Source organism: Polyangiaceae bacterium, assembly GCA_015075635.1.
Taxonomy (GTDB): Bacteria; Myxococcota_A; Polyangia; order Polyangiales; family Polyangiaceae; genus JADJKB01.
The window spans coordinates 902,211-922,476 of record JABTUA010000002.1 but is presented as its reverse complement, the minus strand read 5'-3'; the positions used below and the strand labels follow the sequence as shown (position 1 = coordinate 922,476).

Sequence of the window (20,266 nt, the reverse complement as noted above, 5' to 3'; positions counted from 1 at the left end):
TCCTCACTCGCCGAGCGCGCTTTTGGGGACTACGCGCGCATCGCCACGCTCGACGACCACAACGAGGCGTCCACCCTACGCCCGCGGCAGGGTCCGCGCAAGGAACGCACCGCATCTCACCGGTGAGAGCCTAGACCGGATGTCGCAAAAGGCGACAGCCACGCCGGTGACTCGAGGAGACCTGCGGAGAGCCCCATGAACACTGCGCGTCGCGTGTCCTCCGGTGGCAGCGCGTGATCTCGGGTCATGCGCAGCGTGAGAGTCCCGATGTCGCGACAGCTGGCTGCTGCAGAGAGCACGCCGGTCTCGACCTCGAGCAACGGCAGCGGCTGTTCGACCCGCGGGCGCTCCGACTTGGCTGTCAGCGATGCATCCGCCAGGGGGCGCAAGAAGTCCGAAATTTCTTCGTCGCAATAGCGGGTCCGCACCATGCGGCACGCCAGCTCGCCCGGCACGCCGAGCGACTGCGGTATCACCGCGCCCGGCCGGAGCCCCGGCGTGAACGAGAGATTCGCGTCGAGCCAGCTGCCGAGCTCGAGCACGCGCGTGTCGAGCTGGGTCACCAGCTGGCGCAACATTTCGCTGGAGGAGAGCACACGCATTTCCGCCAGCGTCTCTCCCAGCGGGCGCTGCTGCACGGTGGCTCCGGCCACTGCGTCGTCGAGCGCCGCTCGGGAAAGGAAGCCGCCTGCCAGGAGCTGCGCGCCGATCAGCTCGCTCGGCTCGCTGGAGGCCACGAAGCACGGCACGCCCGCGTCGAAGTAGACCAGCTTGCGGCGAGCGCCGGCGCGCGCAGACAAGAGGCCGGTCGCCCGGGTCCCCGCCAGCATGAAGAGCATTCCCGGCAGCCTCGCCCGTTCCAGCGAACAGCGCCAACGCGGTGCCCGTCCCAGCTCCGCGTCGAATCGGGCCTTGGACGCCCGCGCCAGGTGCACCAACTCCGGCACATCCACCAGCGCAACCGGCGCAGAGCGGCCGCTGGCCGCCAGCGTCGCGTCCGAGACGCGGCCGGTGGCGAAGCGCTCGACGAGGTCGGCGAGTGAGCAGGGCAGCTCCGTGTGGGAGCCAGGCTCTCGGACTCGAAACAGCCGCGCAGTCGGCGCGCTGCTCGGTGTCGGTCTGCGCGGGGCCGCGACCGAAGGCTCGCCGCCGCGGCCGTCGATCAGGACTCGGTCGGCAGCGTCGATGCGAGCCACGAGGTTACCGACGGCTGGTGTCGGCGACCGCGAGCTTCGCGGCGCGCCGGTCGCCGCCACGCCTCGGGCGGCGAGCCAGGCCGCCATCTGCGCGGCGTCCAGCGGAGCGCCGCGCGCCTGCTGCAAGGCGCCCACCGCGCGATCGAAGGCGCGCGCCGACGGAAAGCGTCGAGCCGGTCGCCGCTCCAGGGCCCGGGCCAGCACCTCACGCACGTCCGCGGAGACACGTGGATCGAGATCGCCGAGGTCGTCCGTGTCCGCGCGGCTCGCCCGGACGAGGCTCCCCAGCGTGGTCGGGGCGCCGAACAGCCGCTTGCCCAGCAGGAGCTCTCCGAGCAGGGCGCCGACCGAGAATACGTCGGAGCGGGCGTCGATCCGCTCGCCCAAGATCTGCTCCGGTGACATGTAGCCGAGCTTGCCGCGGAGGTCCTCGGCGCCGCCGGCGCGCCTTTGGTTGTGACTTCGCGCGACTCCGAAGTCGATGAGGGTGACGGAGCCGTTCCGGCCGATGAGGACGTTGTCCGGCGAAACGTCCTGGTGGACGATCCCGAGCAGGCGGCCGTCAGGGTCTCGCGCCTCGTGCACGGCGGAGAGGCCGAGCAACACCTGGTGCACGATGGCGAGAGCGACCTCCACCGGGAAAGCCCCGCGCTCACCCGCGAGCCCGGCCAGAAGGAGCTCGCAAGAGACACCGTCGACGTAGGACGTCACCAGATAGGGGACGCCGTCGGACAGCCCGAAGTCGATGCAGCGTGCCACATTAGGATGGGAGATCTGTAACAGGACTCGCGCCTCATGGAGGAACAGGTCCACCAGGTGATGGCTGTCGCGGCGCATCGGAAGCAGACGTTTGACCGCGACCGGGCCAGTCGCTGACGAACCGGCGTAGACGTCCGCCATCGCGCCGCAACCGAGGTACTCCTCCAGCGTATAGCCGCCCACGACCGAGCCGACGGCGGCGCCGGGGCCCTCGAGCTCGTGGGGGACCGGATGCGACGGCGTGCTGGAGCTCGAGTAGCTCACCCGCTGCCGCCCAGCGTGGCGTACCCGGCGTCGAAACCGGTCGGCGCCAGGCACTCCACACAGAACGCGCGGCCACGCTCGCTGCACGGCTGTTCCAAGTGCTCGTCGCTCCCACACGAGCCGCACAGGTCCATGCCGCGCTCGCCGGGCAACAGCCGCGCGCGCCGGAGCTCCGCGCGCGTCAGGATCCCGGCGATCGAGTCCTGCTCGTCCAGTACCGGAACGCACGCGAGCCCGCGCTGGAGCATGCCCTCGATCACGCCGCCGAGAGCGTCGTGGGCGCAAGCGAAGAAGAACGACTCGGTTCCCAGCGAGTCGAGCGGGGCCTCCGCGTCCGCGACAGACAGCTCCGCGCTGCTGACCACCCTCAGCAACATGTCGTCGTCCATCACGAGCAGCCAGTCGGCCGCGTGACACCGGAGCAGCGCCTCGGCAGCGGAGACGCTGGAGCGACGCTCGACGAACAGCGCGGGCGCCGTCATCACGCTCTCAACCGGGTCGTCTTTCGTTTGCGTCGGGCAGGGCTCGTCGTTCGGCATCCTCTTCGCCTTTCTCCTTCGGCGCCGCGTGGGGGAATCGGTTCGAGCGAAGCCTCGCTCGTGTCTGCCGTCTCGACCCTCGCAGCGGTCAACGTAAGGCGCAGGACGACGCTTCACAAGCCGTAGGGGGTCACGCTTCGGCCACTTCGCGATGACGCGTCGGTGCACTTCGTGGCACCGGCTTGAATGTCGCTCGCGTTCGCCGCACCCCTGTCGTAGGGGATGGGTCCCTTGCAGCAAAGGATTGGATGACCGAGCAGGAGAGCAGTTTCGAACGCGTGCTGAGCCGATGTTTCGACGGTGAATCGCGGCGCGTGCGTTCCCTGGCTGCTGCGCTGTACCTGATCCTGGCGCTGCTCTTGCTCATGCAGCTCGGAAATCCGGGCTCCCTGCAGCGGATCGCGATTCAACCGCTGGGCAGCACGCTGCTCGCGCTGCCGTGTCTGTTCCTGAGCAGCTACGCGGTCTTGGTGGTCGGCGACAGCCTGCTCGGACGCTATCGGAGCGAGTGTGCGCCGGGCCTCGGGGACGCGCTCCTGCACGCTTCGGTCGGAGCCATCGGGTTGGGCGCCCTGTTCGGCGCCGGGCTCTGGTCGCAGCGAACCGCGGCGTTCTCCGTGGGCGGCGCAGGATTGACGCTGCTCGGCGCCGGGCTCTTTCACGGCGCCCGTGCGCTGCGTGCGACGGAGCAGAGCGACGAATTCGCGACGCGCCGCGGTCGCGCGTCGCGTGTGCGAGGTCGCGTGGTGCGGAGCGCCGTGTTCGCGACGCTCGGCAGCTTGGCGTTCGTGGTCGCGGTCGGGGATCTGACTGAGTCGAGCTTCGACGCGCAGGCCGGATTGGTCGGCTTGCTGGTGGTCGGGCTCGGCACGCTCGCCTTCGCGAGTTATGCCGCGCACCTCTTGTGGTCGCTCGGCGCGGACGACCGGCACTGGATGCCCTGATTCCTCGCCTCAGCCGTCGAGCAGGCTGCGACAGCGACGCGCGGCGCTGCGCACGCGCAGTCGGCTGAGCGCCTTGGACTCGATCTGGCGGATCCGCTCCCGGGTGACCGAGAAGCGCTGCCCCACCTCTTCGAGGGTGCTCTCACCTCGGCTTCGTCGTCGTCGGCCTCGTCGTCGACGGCCTCGTCGTCGTCGTCGCCGTCGCCCTCGCCTTCGTCGAGGCCGCCCGACAGGTCGTCATCCTCGTCATCGTACGGCGCGCTGCTGGGGGTGCTGAGACCGGCGCTGATCATGCTGAGCTCCTTGCTGGTGTCGTGCGCGACGATGGACACGCCCTTCGACCCGTCAACGGTCGACCGGTCGGGGGATACGCTTGCTCGCGATGGCCTTCGCGGGCGCGCTGTTCGGAGTGGCGTTGTTCGCTCCGAAGGCGCTGGGAGTACGTCGCTGGCCTGACGAGCGCCGTGAACCGTCCGCTCGAGCGTCGACCAGGCCGACACCAGATCCGCTGCGCCGGATCCAGCGCGGTGCGAGCCGAAGACACCAACCTCCGAGGCCGCGCTCGCTCAGAGCGTGCCGCCGGTGGAATCCGAGGAGTCGGACGGGCTCGCGCCGAGTAAGCGCTCGACCATGGGCGTATTATCGTCATCAGTCAGCACGAACAGCGCGTCGTCCGCGAGGATCTCGGTCTGGCCTCCAGGTACGACCTGCTCGCCGCGACGCAGGATTTTGATGACGAGCGAGCCGGGGGGCAGAGCGAGCTCGGCAAGCCGCTTGCCGACGAGTGGTGACGCCCCTGGGACGTGAACCTCGAGGAACCGCGTCGACGTGGCGCCGGACTCCCCCCGGCGCGCCTCGAGGATCAATGCCTCGGTCTCGATGGCGGTTGCGCCAGACGCGAGCAGCATGAACCTGGCCATGGCGTAGCCCAGCTCGACGTCGGCGTGCACGACCTGGGTCCGGGGAAGCTCGGACAGGACACGCCGCAGCGAATGGCCGTGTACACGGGCGATCACGTCGATCTTTGGATTCACGCGCTGAGCGTGCTCGATCGCGCGCTGCGCGGCCACGGCCTGCGCGGTGGTCACGAGCAACATCTTCGCGTGCCGGATGCCGGCGCGCTGGAGCACCTCGGGGTCCTCTGCACGGCCGTGTATGACGTGCACGCCCTGACTGCGCAATGTCATCACGGTCGCCTCGTCCTGTTCGACCACGACGAACGGCATTTCACGCAGTCGCAAGAATCGTGTGAGCACGCTGCCGACATCGCCGTGACCGAGCAGGATGACATGATCGCGCATCGGTCTGTCGTTGCTGCCAGACTCGACCTGTGGACCATCGATCACGGGCGTCGCGTGTTTCTCCGGCGGGCCGGACTCGTCGAAACGGTCGAGTAGTGCGGAGCGGACTTCGGCTTCGTCGGCTGGGCGCCCGAGTACGGTGACCTGGTCCCAGCCGAGCAGCCTGGTGTTGCCGGTCGGTGCGACTACCTCGTTGCCTCGCGTGACGAGCGTGACAATCGCGCCCGGGGGCAGGGCGAGCTCGCGGATTCGCGGGCCCGGTCGGCCCTTCGGGTCAGGCAGATCGATGACGATCAAGTCGAGATCGCTGTGCGCCATCGTGACGAGCTCGAGCCCGTATCGTGGCTGGGGACGCGACGGTGTCGACAGCCCGAATCGTCGTGCGAGCACGCCGAGCGTCGATCCCTGAATGCCCACCGACAAGATGACCGCGAAGAAGACGAGATTGAACACGTCCTGCCCGGTCGGAATCCCGGCGGCCATCGGGTAGGTCGCGAGGACGATTGGGACCGCACCGCGAAGTCCCGCCCAGCACATGAAGTGGCGCTCCTTCGCCGCGAAGCCCATCCCGAGCGTGCCCAACCACACGGCGGTGGGCCGGGCGACGAGGGTCAGCGCCAGAAACAGCAGGACGCCATCGAGCCACAGGCTGCTCCACTGGCTCGGAAAGACCAAGAGCCCCATCATCACGAACACGCCAATGTTCGCTATCATCGACAACGCAGCCGAGAAGTTGCGGATGCCCTGTTGGTAGATGAACTTTCGGTTCCCCATGACCAGGCCGGCCGTGAAAACGGCGAGCATCCCGCTGGCCTCTGCAGCCTCTGCCAAGCCGTACGTCAGCAGCACGACGGCAATCAGCAGCACGTAGTAGTAGCCTCGATCCTGCGGGTTCAGCCGGTCGAAGATGGCGAGTGCGGCGCGCGCGACCAACCAGCCGGCCACCGGCCCGGCCGTGAACTTCCAGGCGAACACCCCCAAAATGGTCCAGCTCAGCGTCGTGCCGGAGGTCAGCGCCTCGACGACGACGAGTGTGAGGAGGATCGCCATCGGATCGTTCGCTGCGCTCTCGATCTCGATCGCCGATGCGAGCCGCTGCCGAAGCGAATGGCGACGAAGGATCGAAAACGTAGCGGCCGCATCGGTCGACGAGATGACGGCGGCAATGAGGAGCGAACGATCGAAGGCCCAACGCAAGCCGAAATGGAGGACGCAGAACACGGCGCCCGCCGTGAGCACGACACCCCACGTCGCCATCCCGCCCGCCGGTAGCGCGACAGCCCTGAGGACGCTGCGTTTCGTCACGAGCCCGCCGTGGAACAGAATGAACACCAGGCTCGCGTTCGCGACCTGGTTTGCCAGGTTGACGTCGTCGAAGTGCCACAGCCCGAGAACGTCGCTGCCCGCCAGGAGCCCGAGCCCCAGAGCGACGAGGATGACAGGCACGCTGAACCGATCGAGCCAAACAGCCCCGATCACGACGCCCAGCAGCAGTAGCGGACCGATGATGTAGAGCGTCTCCATCAGCGTTCTACCCAGGTCTCGTCAAGAATCGGCGGTCACGACCCCCCGGTCGCCTGCGATGCGCTCGTACCGGAGCTTGGCGACCCAAGCAAGACCTCACTCCGATAGCATCAGCCGCCCGAGCAGAGGACCCCACAGCTCGTCGCGTGACAGCCGATTCTGGCGCAACCCGGAAGTCACGCCTGGGTGCCGTGCGGTCACCCTCGTGAGCCGAGACCTCGCACGGCGTGCTACGCTGAAGCGGTCGGATGAAGGGAAGCTCCGCGGTGTGGGGGTGGTTGCTCGTGCTCGGCGCAGCCGCTTGTTCGCTGTCCAATCTGGACGACCTCAGGGGGACGCCGGACGGAACGGGCGGCGCGGCGGGCAAGGCCACTGGCGGCGCGGCGGGCAAGGCCACTGGCGGCGCGTCGGGCACGGCTACTGGCGGCGCGGCGGGCACGGCCGCTGGCGGCGCCGCGGGCGCGGCTACCGGCGGCGCTGGCGGGAGTGGCGGCAGCGGCGGCGGTGGCGAGCAGTGCAACAACGGCGTCGACGACGATCAGAACCAGCTGACCGACTGCGCCGATCCGGCGTGCGCGGGCGTCACGCAGTGCGTGCTGCCCACGCCGCAGAACTGGTCCGGACCGGTGTGGCTGGCGCTCGCGAGCAGTAATGACGCCTTGCCGTCGTGCCCCGGTGGCGGGCCTGCCGCGATCGACGGAGGCGCGGGCGCGCTCGACGCCCCGCAGCTCACGTGCACGGCGTGCCTCTGCGCGAATCCGAGCGGCGGCAGCTGCACCATGGGCTCGACGGGCACCGTGTATGCCGGTGGCAGCTGCGGCAGCGGCTCCGCGTCGTTCTCGATTCAACCGGCCAAGTGCGTCGATTTCCCGTTCGTGAACGGCGGCGCGCCGAAGAGCTTCGTGTACCCGGGCGTGAGCGTCAGCGGCTCGTCGTGCACCTCGAGCGGCGGCGCGGAGAGCGCGCGCCCCGAGCCCAGCTACGCGCTGCGCGCGCGTGTGTGTGCCGTCACCGCCGGCGGCGGCTGCGTCGGCGGCACGAGCTGCGTGCAGACCCCGGCGTCCGGCTTCGAGACGGCGGTCTGCGTGTATCGCTCCGGGGATTTCGCGTGCCCGTCGGGCTACGGCAAGAAGACCACGATCTACGACGCCAAGACCTTCGTGGACACCCGGACCTGCGGCGGCTGTTCCTGCGCCGCGCCCGTCGGTCGCACGTGCGACGGCTGGTATCGCCCCTACTACGACAAAGGCTGCGTGAATCCGTGGGGCGGCGGCACGCCGCCGAAGGTCGAGGCGAACCCAGGGTGCTTCCCCGGCACCACGGCGTACCAGAGCCTGGTGGTGAACCCGGGATCCCCGACGGGGGGCTCGTGTCCGCCGGCGACGTTGCCGCAAACCGGCAGCGTCGCCCCCGTCGGTCCGACCACCGTCTGCTGTCTGTGAGCTCCGATCACCGCGCGCACGCGCACTGGCCGCTCCAACTCGTGCGGGACCGCTGGGCTCGGGTGCGCGGAGTAGACCCGCCGAGCCCACGCATCCGCACCCCATCCCGGCGATCCACGATTAGCATGTCACGCGTGACCGCGCCGCCTTCGAGCCTGAGCTCGCCAGACCACATCGCGCGCCTTCGGACGTCCAACGGCGACGATTTCGAGACGATCCCCGAGCTCGAGCGATGGGCCCGCGGAATTCCCCCGGAAGAGGTCCCCGAGGCCCGAAGGCTCTGGCAGACCTGGCTGGGTGATCCCGCGCGCGATGCAGCCCTGTTCCGGCTGTCGGTCCAGCTCGGCGGAGAGCTGGAGCCAGCGGAACGCTACCGCTTGCTGGCCGAAGCCGCACCGCTCACGACCGACACGGGCTACCGCACCGCGCTCGCCGCGAGCGCCGCGAGCACCGCGGTTCGCTTGGGGGATCTCGACGGCGCGCGCCGCTGGCTGGCCGAGTGCCAACCGAGCCCGACGCTCGCCGTGGACAGCGTGCACCGGATCGCCGAGGCGACGCTCGCGATATCCGAAGGGCGGCCTGCGGGTGCCGTGCTGCTGCTCGGAGAGCGCGACGGCGAGGTGCCGATCCTCCGGAGCTATCGCTCGCTGGCGATGGCCGTCCGCGCGCACGCCCTTCGCGCATCCGGCGCAAAGCCCGCGGCGGACCGCGCGCTCCGCGAGCTCCTCCGGCGCGTCGGTGTCGATGGCGCGCGCTCGATCGTCGACAAGCTGCCTCGAGCCTGGGACATCGACGCTTCGTATCTGGACGTACCTTGGCGAGACTCGGAGGTGAGTGCCGCCTGGTTACGCATCGCGGGCGGCTCGCTGGCCGCGGTGGTCGCGATGGCGCTCGCCGTTGCGACGAACGCGGACCTTGCCGGTGCCGGCGCGGACCCGGACGCCTGGTTCAAGCTGGTCGCCGTGAGCCCGTTTCTGTTGGCCCTCTCCGTCTGGCTGGCGCTCACCGGAAGGCGCAACCTGCGCATCGCCAAGCACGGCTTCGCCGGGGAGGGCCGCGTCGTCGGCAAGACACGGCGAGCGTACCGATCGCGACGGACCGCGTACTACGGCCTCAGCGTTCAGGCAGACGTGCGCGACCCCGACGGTCGCGTCTGGCCGGTGCTCGCGACCAGCATCGACGACCATGGGACGGCCCGGGCCAACGCGCTCCTCGACCGCTCCGTGCGCATCCTCTGGCATCCGAGGCACCCGAGCGTGGCGCTGGTGAAGGTCCAGCCGGGCTCCGCGCCGGAGCCAGGCGACCACTGATCGGACGCTTCGCACGCATGGCTCCGTGCCTGGCGCCCAACAGGCCGAGCCCGTATGCTCGAGCCTCGGGGAACGCGGATGCGACGACTTCTTCTCCCGCTGGTCTTGGCGAGCCCGCTCGCGTTGGCTGCCTGCGGCGGCGACGACGGCGGAGAGAGCGGCCCGAGCACGGGTGGTGCTGCGAGTGGTGGGAACGGCGGAACTGGCGGCAGCGCGGGCGGCGGCGGCAGCGCGGGCGGCGGCGGCAGCGCGGGCGGCGGCGGCAGCGCGGCCACCGGCGCGCTGCCCGAAGGCGACACCGGCCTCGGTGCGAAGTACCCGGGCGACGTCGGCATCGGCAGCGACCCCGCGGTGCTGTTCGCGGACGACTTCGAGGCTGCGACGGTCCCCGTCGATCTCCGCGACAAGTGGGACGTGGTGTGGGACGAGACGCGCCTCCGCATCGCCACCGAGGCGGACAACGTGAACGGCGGAAGCAAAGCCGTGGAGATGCCCTTCCCCAAGACGTCCGGCTCCGTCGGCAACGGGCTCATGAAGCACCTGCTCGCGGAGCAGGACATCCTGTTCTTGCGCTTCTATCAGAAGTTCGAGGCGGGTTTCGACGTGACCGGCGCGGGCTCGTTCCACAACACCGGCTCCATCTCGGCGCACTACCACGTGAACGGACAGTCGACGCCCGGGGTCCCCGCGGACGGCAAGAACAAGTTCTTGGTCTCGTACGAGGCGACCGTCTACAGCAATGGCCCGCCGCCGGGACACCTGATCGCGTACGTCTACCACCTCGAGCAGCGCGACGACTACGGCGACATCTTCTACCCGACCGGCGAGGTGAGCCCGAACACCTCGCTGCCGGGCAACTTCGGGCCCGACTTCGTCAAGCGGCCGAACGTGGCGCCCGCGCTCGACGAGTGGCAGTGCTACGAGCTGATGGTCAAGGCCAACACGCCCGGGCAGCGCGACGGACGCATCGCGATGTGGCTCGACGGCAAGCTCATCGCGGACTTCCCCAACATGCGGCTGCGTGACATCGACAGCTTGAAGATCGACTACCTCGGCATCGGCGGCTACATCAGCCCCAACGAGGTGCGCGAGAACAAGCTCTGGTACGACGACGTCGTCGCGGCGACCCAGTACATCGGGCCGCGCAAGTGAGGGTTGTGCGCGCCGGCCCGCCTTGTTCGCGCGAACGCTCGCCAGCGACTCATCGGGCGCACTCTCGCCGGAGCATGCGAGGTTGCCGTCGCGAAGACACGGCGAGCACGGTCGTGCTCGCGCGTTGGCCCTTTTGGGGTCACTTCCCAGCGGCGCAGGCGCTGCACCTCACGGACCCAATCCAGCTCGCGCTCCATCGCGCACTCGTTGCCGTCGATGGCCGTCTGCACGCAGCGAACGCCGATCCGTCCGTCGAGGACTCGCGCACTTCTGCCTGCGCCCTGCGCCATTCCGCGTGGCATGTGACTTGCTGAAGCCGCCAGATCTGGAGGTTCTCATGGCCATGCGAAACAAACTGGCAGAGCCCGTCTCCATCGCCGGCGTGGGCTGCACGCGCTTCGGAGATCTGCTCGAGACGCCGGAGATCAAAGGGCTCAGCTTGCAGGAGCTGTGCGCCGTTGCCAGCCGCGAGGCGCTCGACGACGCGGGGCTCGCCCCCCAGGACGTGGACGCCGTCTTCGTGGGCAACGCCATGGTTCACAGCTCGCAGCTGCCGGCCACCGAGACTCAAATTGCGAAGTGGACCGGCATGCAGTTCAAGGCCGGCGTTCACTTCGAGGCGCAGTGCTCGACCACCAACGTCGGGGCTTCGCTGGCCGCGATGGCCATCGCCTCCGGCGTGTACGACAGCGTGCTCGTGGTGGGCGTCGAGGCGACGCGCACCAAGGTCAAGGGCGCGAGCCCCTTCGCCCGCGAGGAGCTGCCGAACGACCAGGTGTGGCTCTGGACGGACATGGCGGTGAACCAGGCCTACGCGGTGCCCCAAGGCTACGAGATCTTCTCGGTCTACAACGGCATCCCGGCGCAGGCCTACTGCCGCAAGTACGGAATTTCGCTCGAAGACTACGAGCGCGGCATGTTCGAGCTCTGCCGGACGCGGCGCCTGCACGGCTCGATGACCCCGAAGGCGGCCACGCAGGAGACCCTCGAGGCCGAGGCCCAACGTCAGGGCATGGGCGACCCGTGGGAGCTCTGGCGCTCTCGCCACAACCCGTTCATGGCCTGGCCAGCCCGACTGCACAGCATGGTGCGCACCGCCGACGGCGCGTCGGCCATGCTGCTGACGCGCGAGACCATCGCCAAGGGGCTGAAGAAGGCTCCCATCGGCGTCAAGGGCTTCGCCATCAAGTACTCCGACCTGCCTTGGTACGGAGAAGACCCGACGCTGTGGCCCATCGACCGGATGGCGCTCGACACGGCCTTCGCCATGGCGGGCATCACCGGCAAGGACATCGGCTACCTGCACACGCACGACTGCTCGCACATCTCCTCGATCCTGACCGCCGAGCTGACGGGCTACCTCGAGCCGGGCAAGTCGCTCCAGGCGGCGCGCGACGGACGCCTGCGCTTCGACGGCGATCGTCCCATGAGCACCCACGGCGGGCGGCACGCCTTCGGTCACGCCTGGGCGGCCAGCGCCGGCTCCGACACCTACGAAGCCGTCAAGCAGATGCGCGGCGAGGCGGGGTCGCGACAGATCAAGAAGCAGCCTGGGATCTCGGTGATCCACACCCACGGCTACGCAATGATTTCGACCGTCCTGGTCCTGGAAGGGAGCTGATCATGCCCGACTCAGTCATCAAGCATTTCTATGATGGGCTCGATCACGGCGTGCTCATCGGTGCTCAGTGCAAGCAGTGCCAGCACGTGACCTTCCCGCCGACGACGGCCTGCGAGCAGTGTGGCGGCTCGGCGTTGCAGGACAAGAAGCTGTCTGGGAAGGGGACGCTTCACTTCCTGTCCCACGGGGTCGCCCCGCCGCCGAACCCGCGCTTCGCGGACATTGCGCCCTACGCCTACGGGCACATCGTGCTCGAAGAGGGAATCGTCGTGAACGCCATCGTGCGCGACGTCGCCACCGACCCGAAGACGATGAGCGAGATCTACGCTCGCGGGCCCAGCAAGGTCGTGTTCGACGTGCTGCGCACGCCGGACCTGCCAGTGATGGCCTTCAAGCTCGTTCGCTGAGACCTCCGCTCGGAGACCCCGGCGGCCCGGCCGGCCGCGGCCGCCGCCGGGCCTCGGGGCCTCGCCGCGCTCGACGTGCCTCCAGCAGGAGGCGGGACGCCGAGCGGAAGACGCCGTGGTCCGTAGCGCGCGCCGCACGGTGCACCGCCGCCACCCCTTGTAGCCCCGCGGGCGCTCACCTACGCTTTTCCCAACGGAGGTCGAGGCTGTGCGGTGTGTGGTGCTGGTTCTCTTGTTTCTTGGCCTCACGGTGGCGTGCGGAGGCGATGACGGCGGGGGTTCCGGGGGCACCGGCGCCGCGGCGGGCACGGGCGGCAGCAGTGGGGGCGCGGCGGGCACGGGCGGCGCGGCGGGTGCTGGAGGCGGGACCGCGAGCCACTGCGGCAGCACCAAGTTCGTCGCGAGCTGCAAGAGCAACGACGGGACGGGATCTTGCTTCGACTTCCACGACGACACGTCGTCGAGCGACGCCATCAAGCCGGTGTGCGACGTCCAAGGGCCGGGCACTCTCGACGCGGCCGCCAAGTGCGACCCCACCACGGGCTTCGGAGCCTGCGCCATCGAGTACATCAGTGGATCTTGCCGAGTGTATTACTGGGGGCCGCCGCAGTACACCGATGCGTCGGCCGCCATGGACATCTGCAAAACGGCGGACGGCACGTGGTACCCCCACTAGAGCGCCGAGCAGTTTGATTCCACCGCGATCACGCGGCGGTCGCGCACTCGCGGTGGACGGTCTCTACGTTCTGGATGGCGGGCGGCGAGCAGCGCGAGTTCGTCGCGGCCGTCGGCAAGGCGGCCCAGGTCGAGCATGGCTTTCGCGTCGGCGATCATGTGTCGGGCGAGTCGGAGCCCGTGGAGGACGCGCGCACCGAGATCGCCGAGTTCTACAAGACCGCGAGGCTCAGGGTGCTGAACCGGCCGGCGACGGATGTATCGTCGCCGCCGCCCTGGCTCGGGGTTCCGCCGGATCTCGAGGTGTACCGAGCGCGTGGCCATCGCCGCCTGGATTCAAAGAGGTTCGACGCCAGCTCTTGCACGACGCTGTCGTGGCCCAATGCGAGTGAGAGCCGACCACACGCCGCTTCGATGACGGGCGACGATCGCGCTCGCGAGCAAGAGACCGGTACCCTCAGAACTGCGAGACCTCCTTCGCCGCCGTGCACGTCGGCTTGCAGCCTGGACCGTTCGGCTGAATGGTCTCGTACTGGGGGGAGAATTGCTTCTGGCCGATCTCGACGCCCTCACGGACTAGTCTGACCGACGCCGACTTGGGGAAACCGTCCACCTGCACGGACAACGCATCGTGCATCAGGCAGGCGTTGACGTTCGGGGACCCGCCTTGGCAATTGCACGGAAACCCTTCCTGAGTGTCGGGGATCTGGCAGGTGAGCGCGAACACGGCGGAGTCGATCATCAGTTCTACCGCATAACTGCCGGGCGCAAACGTAGTGGCCGATGACAAGATTGTGATGTCGAGGCCCGAGTCGCAGCCGGCGTCGGTGCAGTACTTCCAGCACCCGAGCTCGCCTGAAGTCGCCAGCAGCGCCAGCAGAAAGCATCGAGCTGCTCCCCCGATCATGGCCCGTCGAGCGTAGCACGCCAGCTCGATGGCTCGTGCCCGCGCCGGAGCGCGCGGGAGACGAGTCCGCTGCGACCTCCTGTCATCTTCCCGGATTCGAACAGGGGCAGCGCTACTTCTTGCCGACCTTCTTCGAGACTACTTTGCAAGGTGCCAGGTCGTTGAAGGTTGCCTCGACGATGCCCTCCACCTCCACGTTGACGCCGTCGCCTTTGAAATCGGCCAGCAACTCCTGCTGCGTCTTTGCGTCGACGAAACAGGACGCGACCTGCTTGCTCCAGGTCTCACCTGGCGCCTTGGCACCGTGGAGCTCGACTGCATACACGGCGTTTGCGGCTCCCTCCTTCACTGGTCCGTGCAAGGCGTGTTGCGCGTCGAAGAGCATGGCGTTGTAGGACACCGAGTGAACCGCGCCCTTCAGCCGGAGCTTCTTCCCGACTAGCTTGGCCTTGTCTTCCTTGCTCGTCTTCGAGAAGGCGGCCAGGTCCAGCTTCTCGACCGGGAGCTTCGCGTCGATGGTCGGGATCGGCTCGCCGGACTCCGGCGCGGCGCTCGGTGCTGCCACGGCGGGAGGCGCGAGCGCCGCGCCGGTCGCGGTGACGGCGGGCGCGCGCGAGGCGCTCGAGGACGAACCGGCCGCCTTGCCATCGGCGGCGGCGCGCTCGCACCCACCCAGCCCGATGGGCAGCATCGCAACGAGGACGGTGAGCACGAGCTTCGGCATGATTCTCCCTTTGGCGCGGCTTGATACGCCAGGCGCGGCAGGATCTACCCCGCTGACTGGGGTACGCTCGCGCTCAGGCATGACCACTCGCCTCGAGCTCGACCTCGAGCGCCCGGCGCCCGGCGAGGACTGGGAGCTGCCGCATTGGATGCTCGCCATCCTGCCGGAGCGACGCGCTGACGCCGGCCACTACTCGGGCCAGGACTCGCTTCCGGCGACGCTCCTCTTGCGGGTGGCGGGCGAGCCCGTCGCCATCGCCGAGCCGTTCACGTACCAACTGACGAACGAGTACTGCTACGACAGCGAGTACTACCTCGTGCTGCGCGCCAGCGAGATCGTCGACGCGGCGGCATGGTCCGAGCTGCCCTTCGGGCACCTGGCAGAAGGCGACGTGTTCGCGGCCTGGGATCGCTTTCACGGCCACGAGTACCTGCGCACGCCCGAATCGGAGGAGCGCTCGATGAGCTACGGCGGCGACTGGGCCGACCTGCAGCTCCTGGTCGACGACCAGCACCCGCGCGCCGTCGGGCCGCGCCCGACGCGGCGGGTTTCGCCGGCCTCGCTGCTCAGAGCGGTGCGCGCCGGGGACGTGGAGCGCGTGCGCGCGCTCTTGACCAGAGGTGCGGACCCCAACGCGGGACGCGACGCGCCCGATGCTGCGCTGCGCGGGGTCTCGGTCGATCGCAACAGCACCGCGCTCTTTGAAGCCGTGCTCCAGGACTCGCCTCCTCTGGTCGAAGCCCTGCTCGCGGCGGGCGCGAGCGTGGCGGCGCCCTGGCCGGACGCGATGCCCCCGCTCGCGTGCGCGCTCGTGAACCGGAAGCTCGCCGTGATCCCCGTGTTGCTGGCGTTCGGAGCGGACCCGGACGAAGGCTTCCGCGGCGAGACCGCGCGCCGGCTGGCGGATGAGCTCGGCTTGTCGGAGCTCTTGAACGCGGCGCGCGCGTGACGCATGAAGCGCCGGCCGCACCGGTTCCCGCACCGCCGGTTGCACCGCTAGGCCGCTTGCGAGGCCGCGAACGCCGCGATGAACGCGTGCGCCGGCGCGAAGTAGTGGGCGAACGCTGCGAGCGATGGCGCCGGCATGACGGTGGCTCGAAACGTCATCGCGGATGAACGGCGTCTCCGAGCGTCTCGCGCATTCTCACCGCGACGACGACCCCGGACGCGAAGGTCAACGCCGCCACGAGCCACATTGCCGCAGGGAGCCCCAGCGCGTCGGCCGTCGCGCCCGCGAGCAGCGCGCCGATGGCGTAGCCGAGATCACGCCAGAGCCGGTACACCCCGACCGAGGACGCCCGCCAGGAAGGATGCGCGACGTCCCCGATCGCCGCGAGCAAGGTCGGGTAGACCATCGCGGTGCCGATGCCGAGCAGCACGGCACCTGCGGCGAAGCCGGCGAAGCCGTGGGCGAGGACGACGCACGCGATGCCCGCCGCCTGGACCCACATGCCCGAGGCGATGAGCCACTTGCGCCCGACGCGATCCGACCAGGCACCCGTGAAGAGCTGCGCCGCGCCCCAGGTCGCCGGGTAGATGGCGGCCAGCGTGCCAATCGAGCGGAGGTCCATGCGCGCGGCGGCGAAGAACAGGGGGAAGAGACCCCAGGCCATGCCGTCGTTCAGGTTGTTCACCAGTCCCGCTTGGCTGACGCTGGACAGGTTCCGGTCGAGCAGCGTCGTGTTCCAGAAGATCGCGCGCTGGGTGGGAAGCTCACCGGGCGGCAGCTCGGCGTGGAGTCGGGACTCGGCGGCGACGTGGTGCTTGGTCTCACGCACCGCGAGCGCGGAGAGCAAGAGCCCGAAGGCGACGAAGGCGACGCCGAGGTAAAACGGCTCCGGGCGCAGCCCGTAGCGCGCCGCGACGAAGCCGGTCGCGACCGCGCTCCCAGCCACCGCGAAGTAGCCGGCGAACTCGTTGAGCCCCATCGCCAGACCGCGCTTGTCGGGTCCGGCCAGGTCGATCTTCATGATGACCGTCGTCGACCAGGTCAGCCCCTGGCTCACCCCGAGCAGCGCGTTGGCGAAGAGCACCCATGACCAGCTCGGGGCCCACATCAAGAGGAACGGCACCGGGGCCGCGACGAGCCAGCCTCCGATCAGCACGTGCTTGCGCCCGAACCGATCCGAGAGGCGCCCAGCCAGGTAGTTCGTCAGCGCTTTCGTCACACCGAAGACGACGATGAACGAGAGCACCGCGGTCTTTGCGGAGAGATCGAAGTCCTGCTCGGCGATCGGCGGCAAGATGGTGCGTTCCATCCCGACCATCGCGCCGACGAAGGCGTTGACGAGCACCAGCAGCGAGAACTGCGCGAGGTTCTTGCGAATGCCGAGGCGGACGTCACTCACGGTCTTGCACCCGCCCGGCCGCGTCGATCACCGGGTCCTCCCTGCGCGCACGACCTCGACGCGCCAGCCGCGGGCGCGCCAATCGACGACCCCCTGCTCCAGGCGCCGGGCGCGGAAGCCTCTCTTGCGCAGCAGCTCGACCGCCTCCACCGCCATCACGCAGTAGGGGCCGCGGCAGTAGGCCACGATCTCGCGCCGTCGTGGCAGCTCCTTCAGGCGGGCCTCGAGCTCGCCGACGGGCACGGAGATGGCGCCGGGGATGTGCCCCGCGCGATACTCCTCGACGGGGCGCACGTCGAGCACCGTCACGCCGCCGCTCCTCACCCGCCGGAGCAGCTCGTCGCCTGCGACGGCTTCCAGGGCGCCCCGCCGCTCGAAGAAGGCGCGGGTGACCTGCTCGACCTCGGCCAGGCGCGACTCGGCGAGCCGCCTGAGCGCGAGGTAGAACTGGCAGACCTCGTCGCCCGCCAGTCGGTACTCGACGTACAGGCCCTTCTTCTCGGACTCCACCAGGCGAGAGGCGCGGAGCACCTGAAGGTGCTGCGATGCATTCGCGACGGAGATGCCCGCTTGCTCCGCCAGAACCTCGACGGTCCGCGGGCCCTGGCACAGGAGGTCGAGGAGCTCGAGCCGCTTCGGCGCCGAGATCGCCTTTCCGACACGGGAAAACTGCTCGTAGACGCTGTCCTTGAAGCGACGGTGGGGGCTCATCGACTCAATTATTCAAGCGTATACTTGATTAGTCGAGCGGCGCCAAGATCACCTCGACCGGCGGCCCGCGGTCCCGGGGCACCTTGCAGCAAGCCGTCCGGGATTCCGCTGAGACCTCCTGGAGCCAGCTTCGAGACTTGAACTCGAGACCTACGGTTTACGAAACCGTTGCCCCATTGCCCGCTCGCCGCGGACGCGGGATCCTCCGGCGGGCGCCCGGGCGTCGGCATGTCCCTTCTCACCGTCACCCTCGCTCTCGCCGCTCCGCTCCTCCTCGCGTGGGCGGTGCTGAGCCGGCGCTCGGTGCGGCGGCGGCGCGTTTGGCGGCGGCTCGTGCGGCGGGCGGACGCGCTGCGGCGGCGGCGCTTGCTCGCGGGCGTGCCGCTCAGGGGCAGCGGCGCGGAGCTCGACGTGGGCCCGGCGGTGCTGCGGGGGGTGCTGATTAGTCGGGAGCAGCGCTTCCGCGGGTGGGTGCTCACCGGCGAGGGCCGGCTGCGGCGCGCCTCGCCGCTCGCGGGGCATCCGGTCGCGGCCTCGATGGGCGAGCTCCGGGAGGACCTTCTGCTCGAGCTCGAGGACGGAACTCGAGTCGCGCTCGCTCCACCCCTGCGCACGGTGGTCGGCTCGGAGCAGACGTTCACCAGCTTGGCGCTGCGCTGGCTCTACACCGGCGACGCCGTGCTCGCGCGGGGCGTGCTCCAAGCGGAGCATCGCGCGAAGGACTACCGGAGCTCGGCCGAGCAGGCGTGGACGCTCGTCGCTTCGAGCGACGTAGTGGAGCTGGCGACGGTGGAGCCGTCCGGCGCGGAGGAAGGTCTGGACGCGACGTTGGGGCTCTCTGCGGCGTGTGCGCTGTGGGGCGCGCCGCGCTGGGTGCTCTACGGGATGCTGGTGGCCACCGCTGGCGTGGCTCTGCTCGGCGGCGTGGGGCTCCTGGAGCGCTCGCGCGAGCAGCGCTGCGCCGCAGCGGTCGAGTGCGCCAGCGCGGGACTGTGTGGTGCGGTCTGGCGGGGCGGTGTGCTCGTGTGCGGTGCCGGCGAGGACGCACACTGCGCGGCATCCGCCGTGTGTCGGGAAGAGAATCGCTGTCGCGCGCGTGACGGCGAGTGCCAGCCGTCGGATTGCACGGCGAGCTGCGCGGCGAGCGGCCAGTGTGCTCCCGCCGGCACGACGTGTCTCGCCACCTCGGACCGGGACTGCCAACAGTCCGCCGCCTGTCGCGAGCGGGGTCTGTGCACGGAGCGGCATGGTCGATGCACGCTCACGGCGGATGGCAAGCGCGATTGCTCGCGGGACGTCGCCTGCAAGAGTCACGGTCACTGCACCTCGACCCCTCGGGGTTGCCTGGCGGTGACGCACTCTGACTGCGCCGGCTCCGCCGACTGCGCGGTCCGCGGGCGCTGCGCCCCGGACGGCCAAGGGCTGTGTCGCGCTTTCGCCGACGCGCACTGCAAAGACAGCGAGGTCTGTCGCCGGTTTGGCTTCTGCACCGCGGTCGCCGGCGGCTGTGCGCTCGACCGGCAGGACACCTGTGGCGCCTTCACGGAGTGCGACTATCGGGGGAAGTGCGCCAAGCGTGGCGACTCGTGCGTGCCGACGCGAGACGAGCACTGCGCGCTCTCGCTCGCGTGTGTGACCCACGAGCAGTGCAGGGTCGAGGGGCAGGAGTGTGTGAAGTAGGGCGTCACAGGCGCGCGATGAGCGCCCGCGCGAACGCGTAAGCGTCCCCCGGCCAGCGCGCGGAGACGTAGTGGCCGTCTTGGACCACGAAGGCGCCGGTGTCGTCTTCCCGGGTCCCGCGCGTCACGAAGGTGAGAGGTCCCCTCTCGAACTGCCGCCGCGGGTCGGCGAGCGCGGCGCGCACCTCCGCTTCGACGTACTCAGGGTAGGTGCGGTAGTAGCGGCCGCGCTTCCAGAAGGTGAGCCCGTACGCCAGTCCCTCCATGTAGGCCGGCAGACACGTGGTCCGGCTCTTGTTGAGCACGCTCAGGCCGCTCTCGGGGTCCTTGGCGCGCGCCACGGCCAGCACGCCATGGCAGATGGCCGCGACCGGGACCTGGCGCTTCCAGAGTGCCGCGATCTGCCGGGCCAAGGGCTCGGAGTCCAGGTACTGGCGCATGCCCTGGGCGTGGCCCCCGGGCAGGAGCAACGCGTCGATGCCGTCGAGCGCGAGCTCGTTCCAGCGGCCGGGGCGCTTGAAGGCGCTGGACGTCTCCAGCTCGCGATAGAAACGGATGGGCTCCTCGGCGGCCCCGAGCTTGCCGAAGACCACGCCGTCGATGAGCAAGGGATCACAGCGCGGCTCGGCGCCCTGCTCCGTCGCGAACACCACGCGGTGGCCGGCTTCGGTCAGGAGCTTCCAGGGCACGGCGACCTCGGTCACGTCGAAGTCGCGGTCGGGCAGCGGGCACAGAATCGCCTTTGGGTTCATGCGCTCCTGCC

The 20,266-nt window shown here is 69.6% G+C and carries 19 protein-coding genes; 9 read left to right on the top strand and 10 right to left on the bottom strand.

The genetic code is table 11. The annotated features are described in order from the left end of the window. Positions 1-116: 116 nt before the first annotated feature. Together HS104_20505 and HS104_20500 are read right to left on the bottom strand one after the other, a co-directional pair. Entirely contained in the window at positions 117-2,219 is a 2,103-nt protein-coding gene (locus tag HS104_20505) for a serine/threonine protein kinase (protein ID MBE7482349.1), read from the bottom strand. After that, the gene (locus HS104_20500) at positions 2,216-2,701 is read right to left on the bottom strand and encodes a CBS domain-containing protein (GenBank protein ID MBE7482348.1); all 486 of its coding nucleotides are present in this window, start codon (positions 2,699-2,701) and stop codon (positions 2,216-2,218) included. Before HS104_20500 ends, HS104_20505 begins: the two co-directional genes overlap by 4 nt. Before the next feature lie 371 nt (positions 2,702-3,072). On the opposite strand from HS104_20500, the gene HS104_20495 reads away from it, so the two are divergent. Further along, positions 3,073-3,702, top strand: a complete 630-nt coding sequence (locus tag HS104_20495) for a hypothetical protein (protein MBE7482347.1) — start codon at positions 3,073-3,075, stop codon at positions 3,700-3,702. Positions 3,703-3,711: 9 nt separating this feature from the next. Here the strand turns inward: HS104_20495 and HS104_20490 are convergent, their stop codons facing one another. After that, the gene (locus HS104_20490) at positions 3,712-3,828 is read right to left on the bottom strand and encodes a hypothetical protein (GenBank protein MBE7482346.1); all 117 of its coding nucleotides are present in this window, start codon (positions 3,826-3,828) and stop codon (positions 3,712-3,714) included. 440 nt (positions 3,829-4,268) lie between these two features. Beyond that, the gene (locus HS104_20485; protein MBE7482345.1) at positions 4,269-6,527 is read right to left on the bottom strand and encodes a potassium/proton antiporter; all 2,259 of its coding nucleotides are present in this window, start codon (positions 6,525-6,527) and stop codon (positions 4,269-4,271) included. A 248-nt stretch (positions 6,528-6,775) separates the two neighbouring features. Here HS104_20485 and HS104_20480 point away from each other — a divergent pair, with 248 nt between their 5' ends. From HS104_20480 to HS104_20455, 6 genes are all read left to right on the top strand, one after another. Continuing rightward, positions 6,776-7,969: a hypothetical protein gene (locus HS104_20480; GenBank protein MBE7482344.1), complete on the top strand. Its 1,194-nt coding sequence runs from the start codon at positions 6,776-6,778 to the stop codon at positions 7,967-7,969. A gap of 134 nt (positions 7,970-8,103) precedes the next feature. Then, complete coding sequence (locus HS104_20475) at positions 8,104-9,279, top strand: hypothetical protein (protein MBE7482343.1); 1,176 nt, start codon at positions 8,104-8,106, stop codon at positions 9,277-9,279. Positions 9,280-9,357: 78 nt separating this feature from the next. Further along, a complete protein-coding gene (locus HS104_20470) occupies positions 9,358-10,431 on the top strand; it encodes a hypothetical protein (protein ID MBE7482342.1) in 1,074 nt (357 codons plus the stop codon). A 343-nt stretch (positions 10,432-10,774) separates the two neighbouring features. Then, complete coding sequence (locus HS104_20465) at positions 10,775-12,052, top strand: thiolase family protein (protein MBE7482341.1); 1,278 nt, start codon at positions 10,775-10,777, stop codon at positions 12,050-12,052. A gap of 2 nt (positions 12,053-12,054) precedes the next feature. Further along, complete coding sequence (locus tag HS104_20460; GenBank protein ID MBE7482340.1) at positions 12,055-12,459, top strand: hypothetical protein; 405 nt, start codon at positions 12,055-12,057, stop codon at positions 12,457-12,459. Positions 12,460-12,676: 217 nt separating this feature from the next. Further along, positions 12,677-13,135 carry a hypothetical protein gene (locus HS104_20455; protein ID MBE7482339.1) on the top strand — a complete coding sequence of 153 codons (459 nt, stop codon included), beginning with the start codon at positions 12,677-12,679 and terminating at the stop codon, positions 13,133-13,135. Here the strand turns inward: HS104_20455 and HS104_20450 are convergent. From HS104_20450 to HS104_20440, 3 genes are all read right to left on the bottom strand, one after another. Continuing rightward, entirely contained in the window at positions 13,132-13,293 is a 162-nt protein-coding gene (locus tag HS104_20450; GenBank protein MBE7482338.1) for a hypothetical protein, read from the bottom strand. The two genes, HS104_20455 and HS104_20450, sit on opposite strands and share 4 nt — an antisense overlap. Positions 13,294-13,591: 298 nt before the next feature. Further along, the gene (locus HS104_20445) at positions 13,592-13,876 is read right to left on the bottom strand and encodes a hypothetical protein (protein ID MBE7482337.1); all 285 of its coding nucleotides are present in this window, start codon (positions 13,874-13,876) and stop codon (positions 13,592-13,594) included. 277 nt (positions 13,877-14,153) lie between these two features. Further along, positions 14,154-14,765: a hypothetical protein gene (locus HS104_20440; protein ID MBE7482336.1), complete on the bottom strand. Its 612-nt coding sequence runs from the start codon at positions 14,763-14,765 to the stop codon at positions 14,154-14,156. 79 nt (positions 14,766-14,844) lie between these two features. Between HS104_20440 and HS104_20435 the strand changes: the two genes are divergently transcribed. Next, complete coding sequence (locus HS104_20435) at positions 14,845-15,714, top strand: ankyrin repeat domain-containing protein (protein ID MBE7482335.1); 870 nt, start codon at positions 14,845-14,847, stop codon at positions 15,712-15,714. 154 nt (positions 15,715-15,868) lie between these two features. Here HS104_20435 and HS104_20430 read toward each other — a convergent pair whose 3' ends face one another. Both HS104_20430 and HS104_20425 read right to left on the bottom strand, forming a co-directional pair. Beyond that, on the bottom strand, positions 15,869-17,032 hold the full coding sequence (locus HS104_20430; GenBank protein ID MBE7482334.1) for an MFS transporter: 1,164 nt from the start codon (positions 17,030-17,032) through the stop codon (positions 15,869-15,871). A gap of 108 nt (positions 17,033-17,140) precedes the next feature. Further along, on the bottom strand, positions 17,141-17,824 hold the full coding sequence (locus HS104_20425; GenBank protein ID MBE7482333.1) for a metalloregulator ArsR/SmtB family transcription factor: 684 nt from the start codon (positions 17,822-17,824) through the stop codon (positions 17,141-17,143). A 228-nt stretch (positions 17,825-18,052) separates the two neighbouring features. Between HS104_20425 and HS104_20420 the strand changes: the two genes are divergently transcribed. Beyond that, positions 18,053-19,504 carry a hypothetical protein gene (locus HS104_20420; GenBank protein MBE7482332.1) on the top strand — a complete coding sequence of 484 codons (1,452 nt, stop codon included), beginning with the start codon at positions 18,053-18,055 and terminating at the stop codon, positions 19,502-19,504. Positions 19,505-19,508: 4 nt separating this feature from the next. Here the strand turns inward: HS104_20420 and HS104_20415 are convergent, their stop codons facing one another. Then, positions 19,509-20,255: a DJ-1/PfpI family protein gene (locus tag HS104_20415; protein ID MBE7482331.1), complete on the bottom strand. Its 747-nt coding sequence runs from the start codon at positions 20,253-20,255 to the stop codon at positions 19,509-19,511. Between the last annotated feature and the right edge of the window lie 11 nt (positions 20,256-20,266).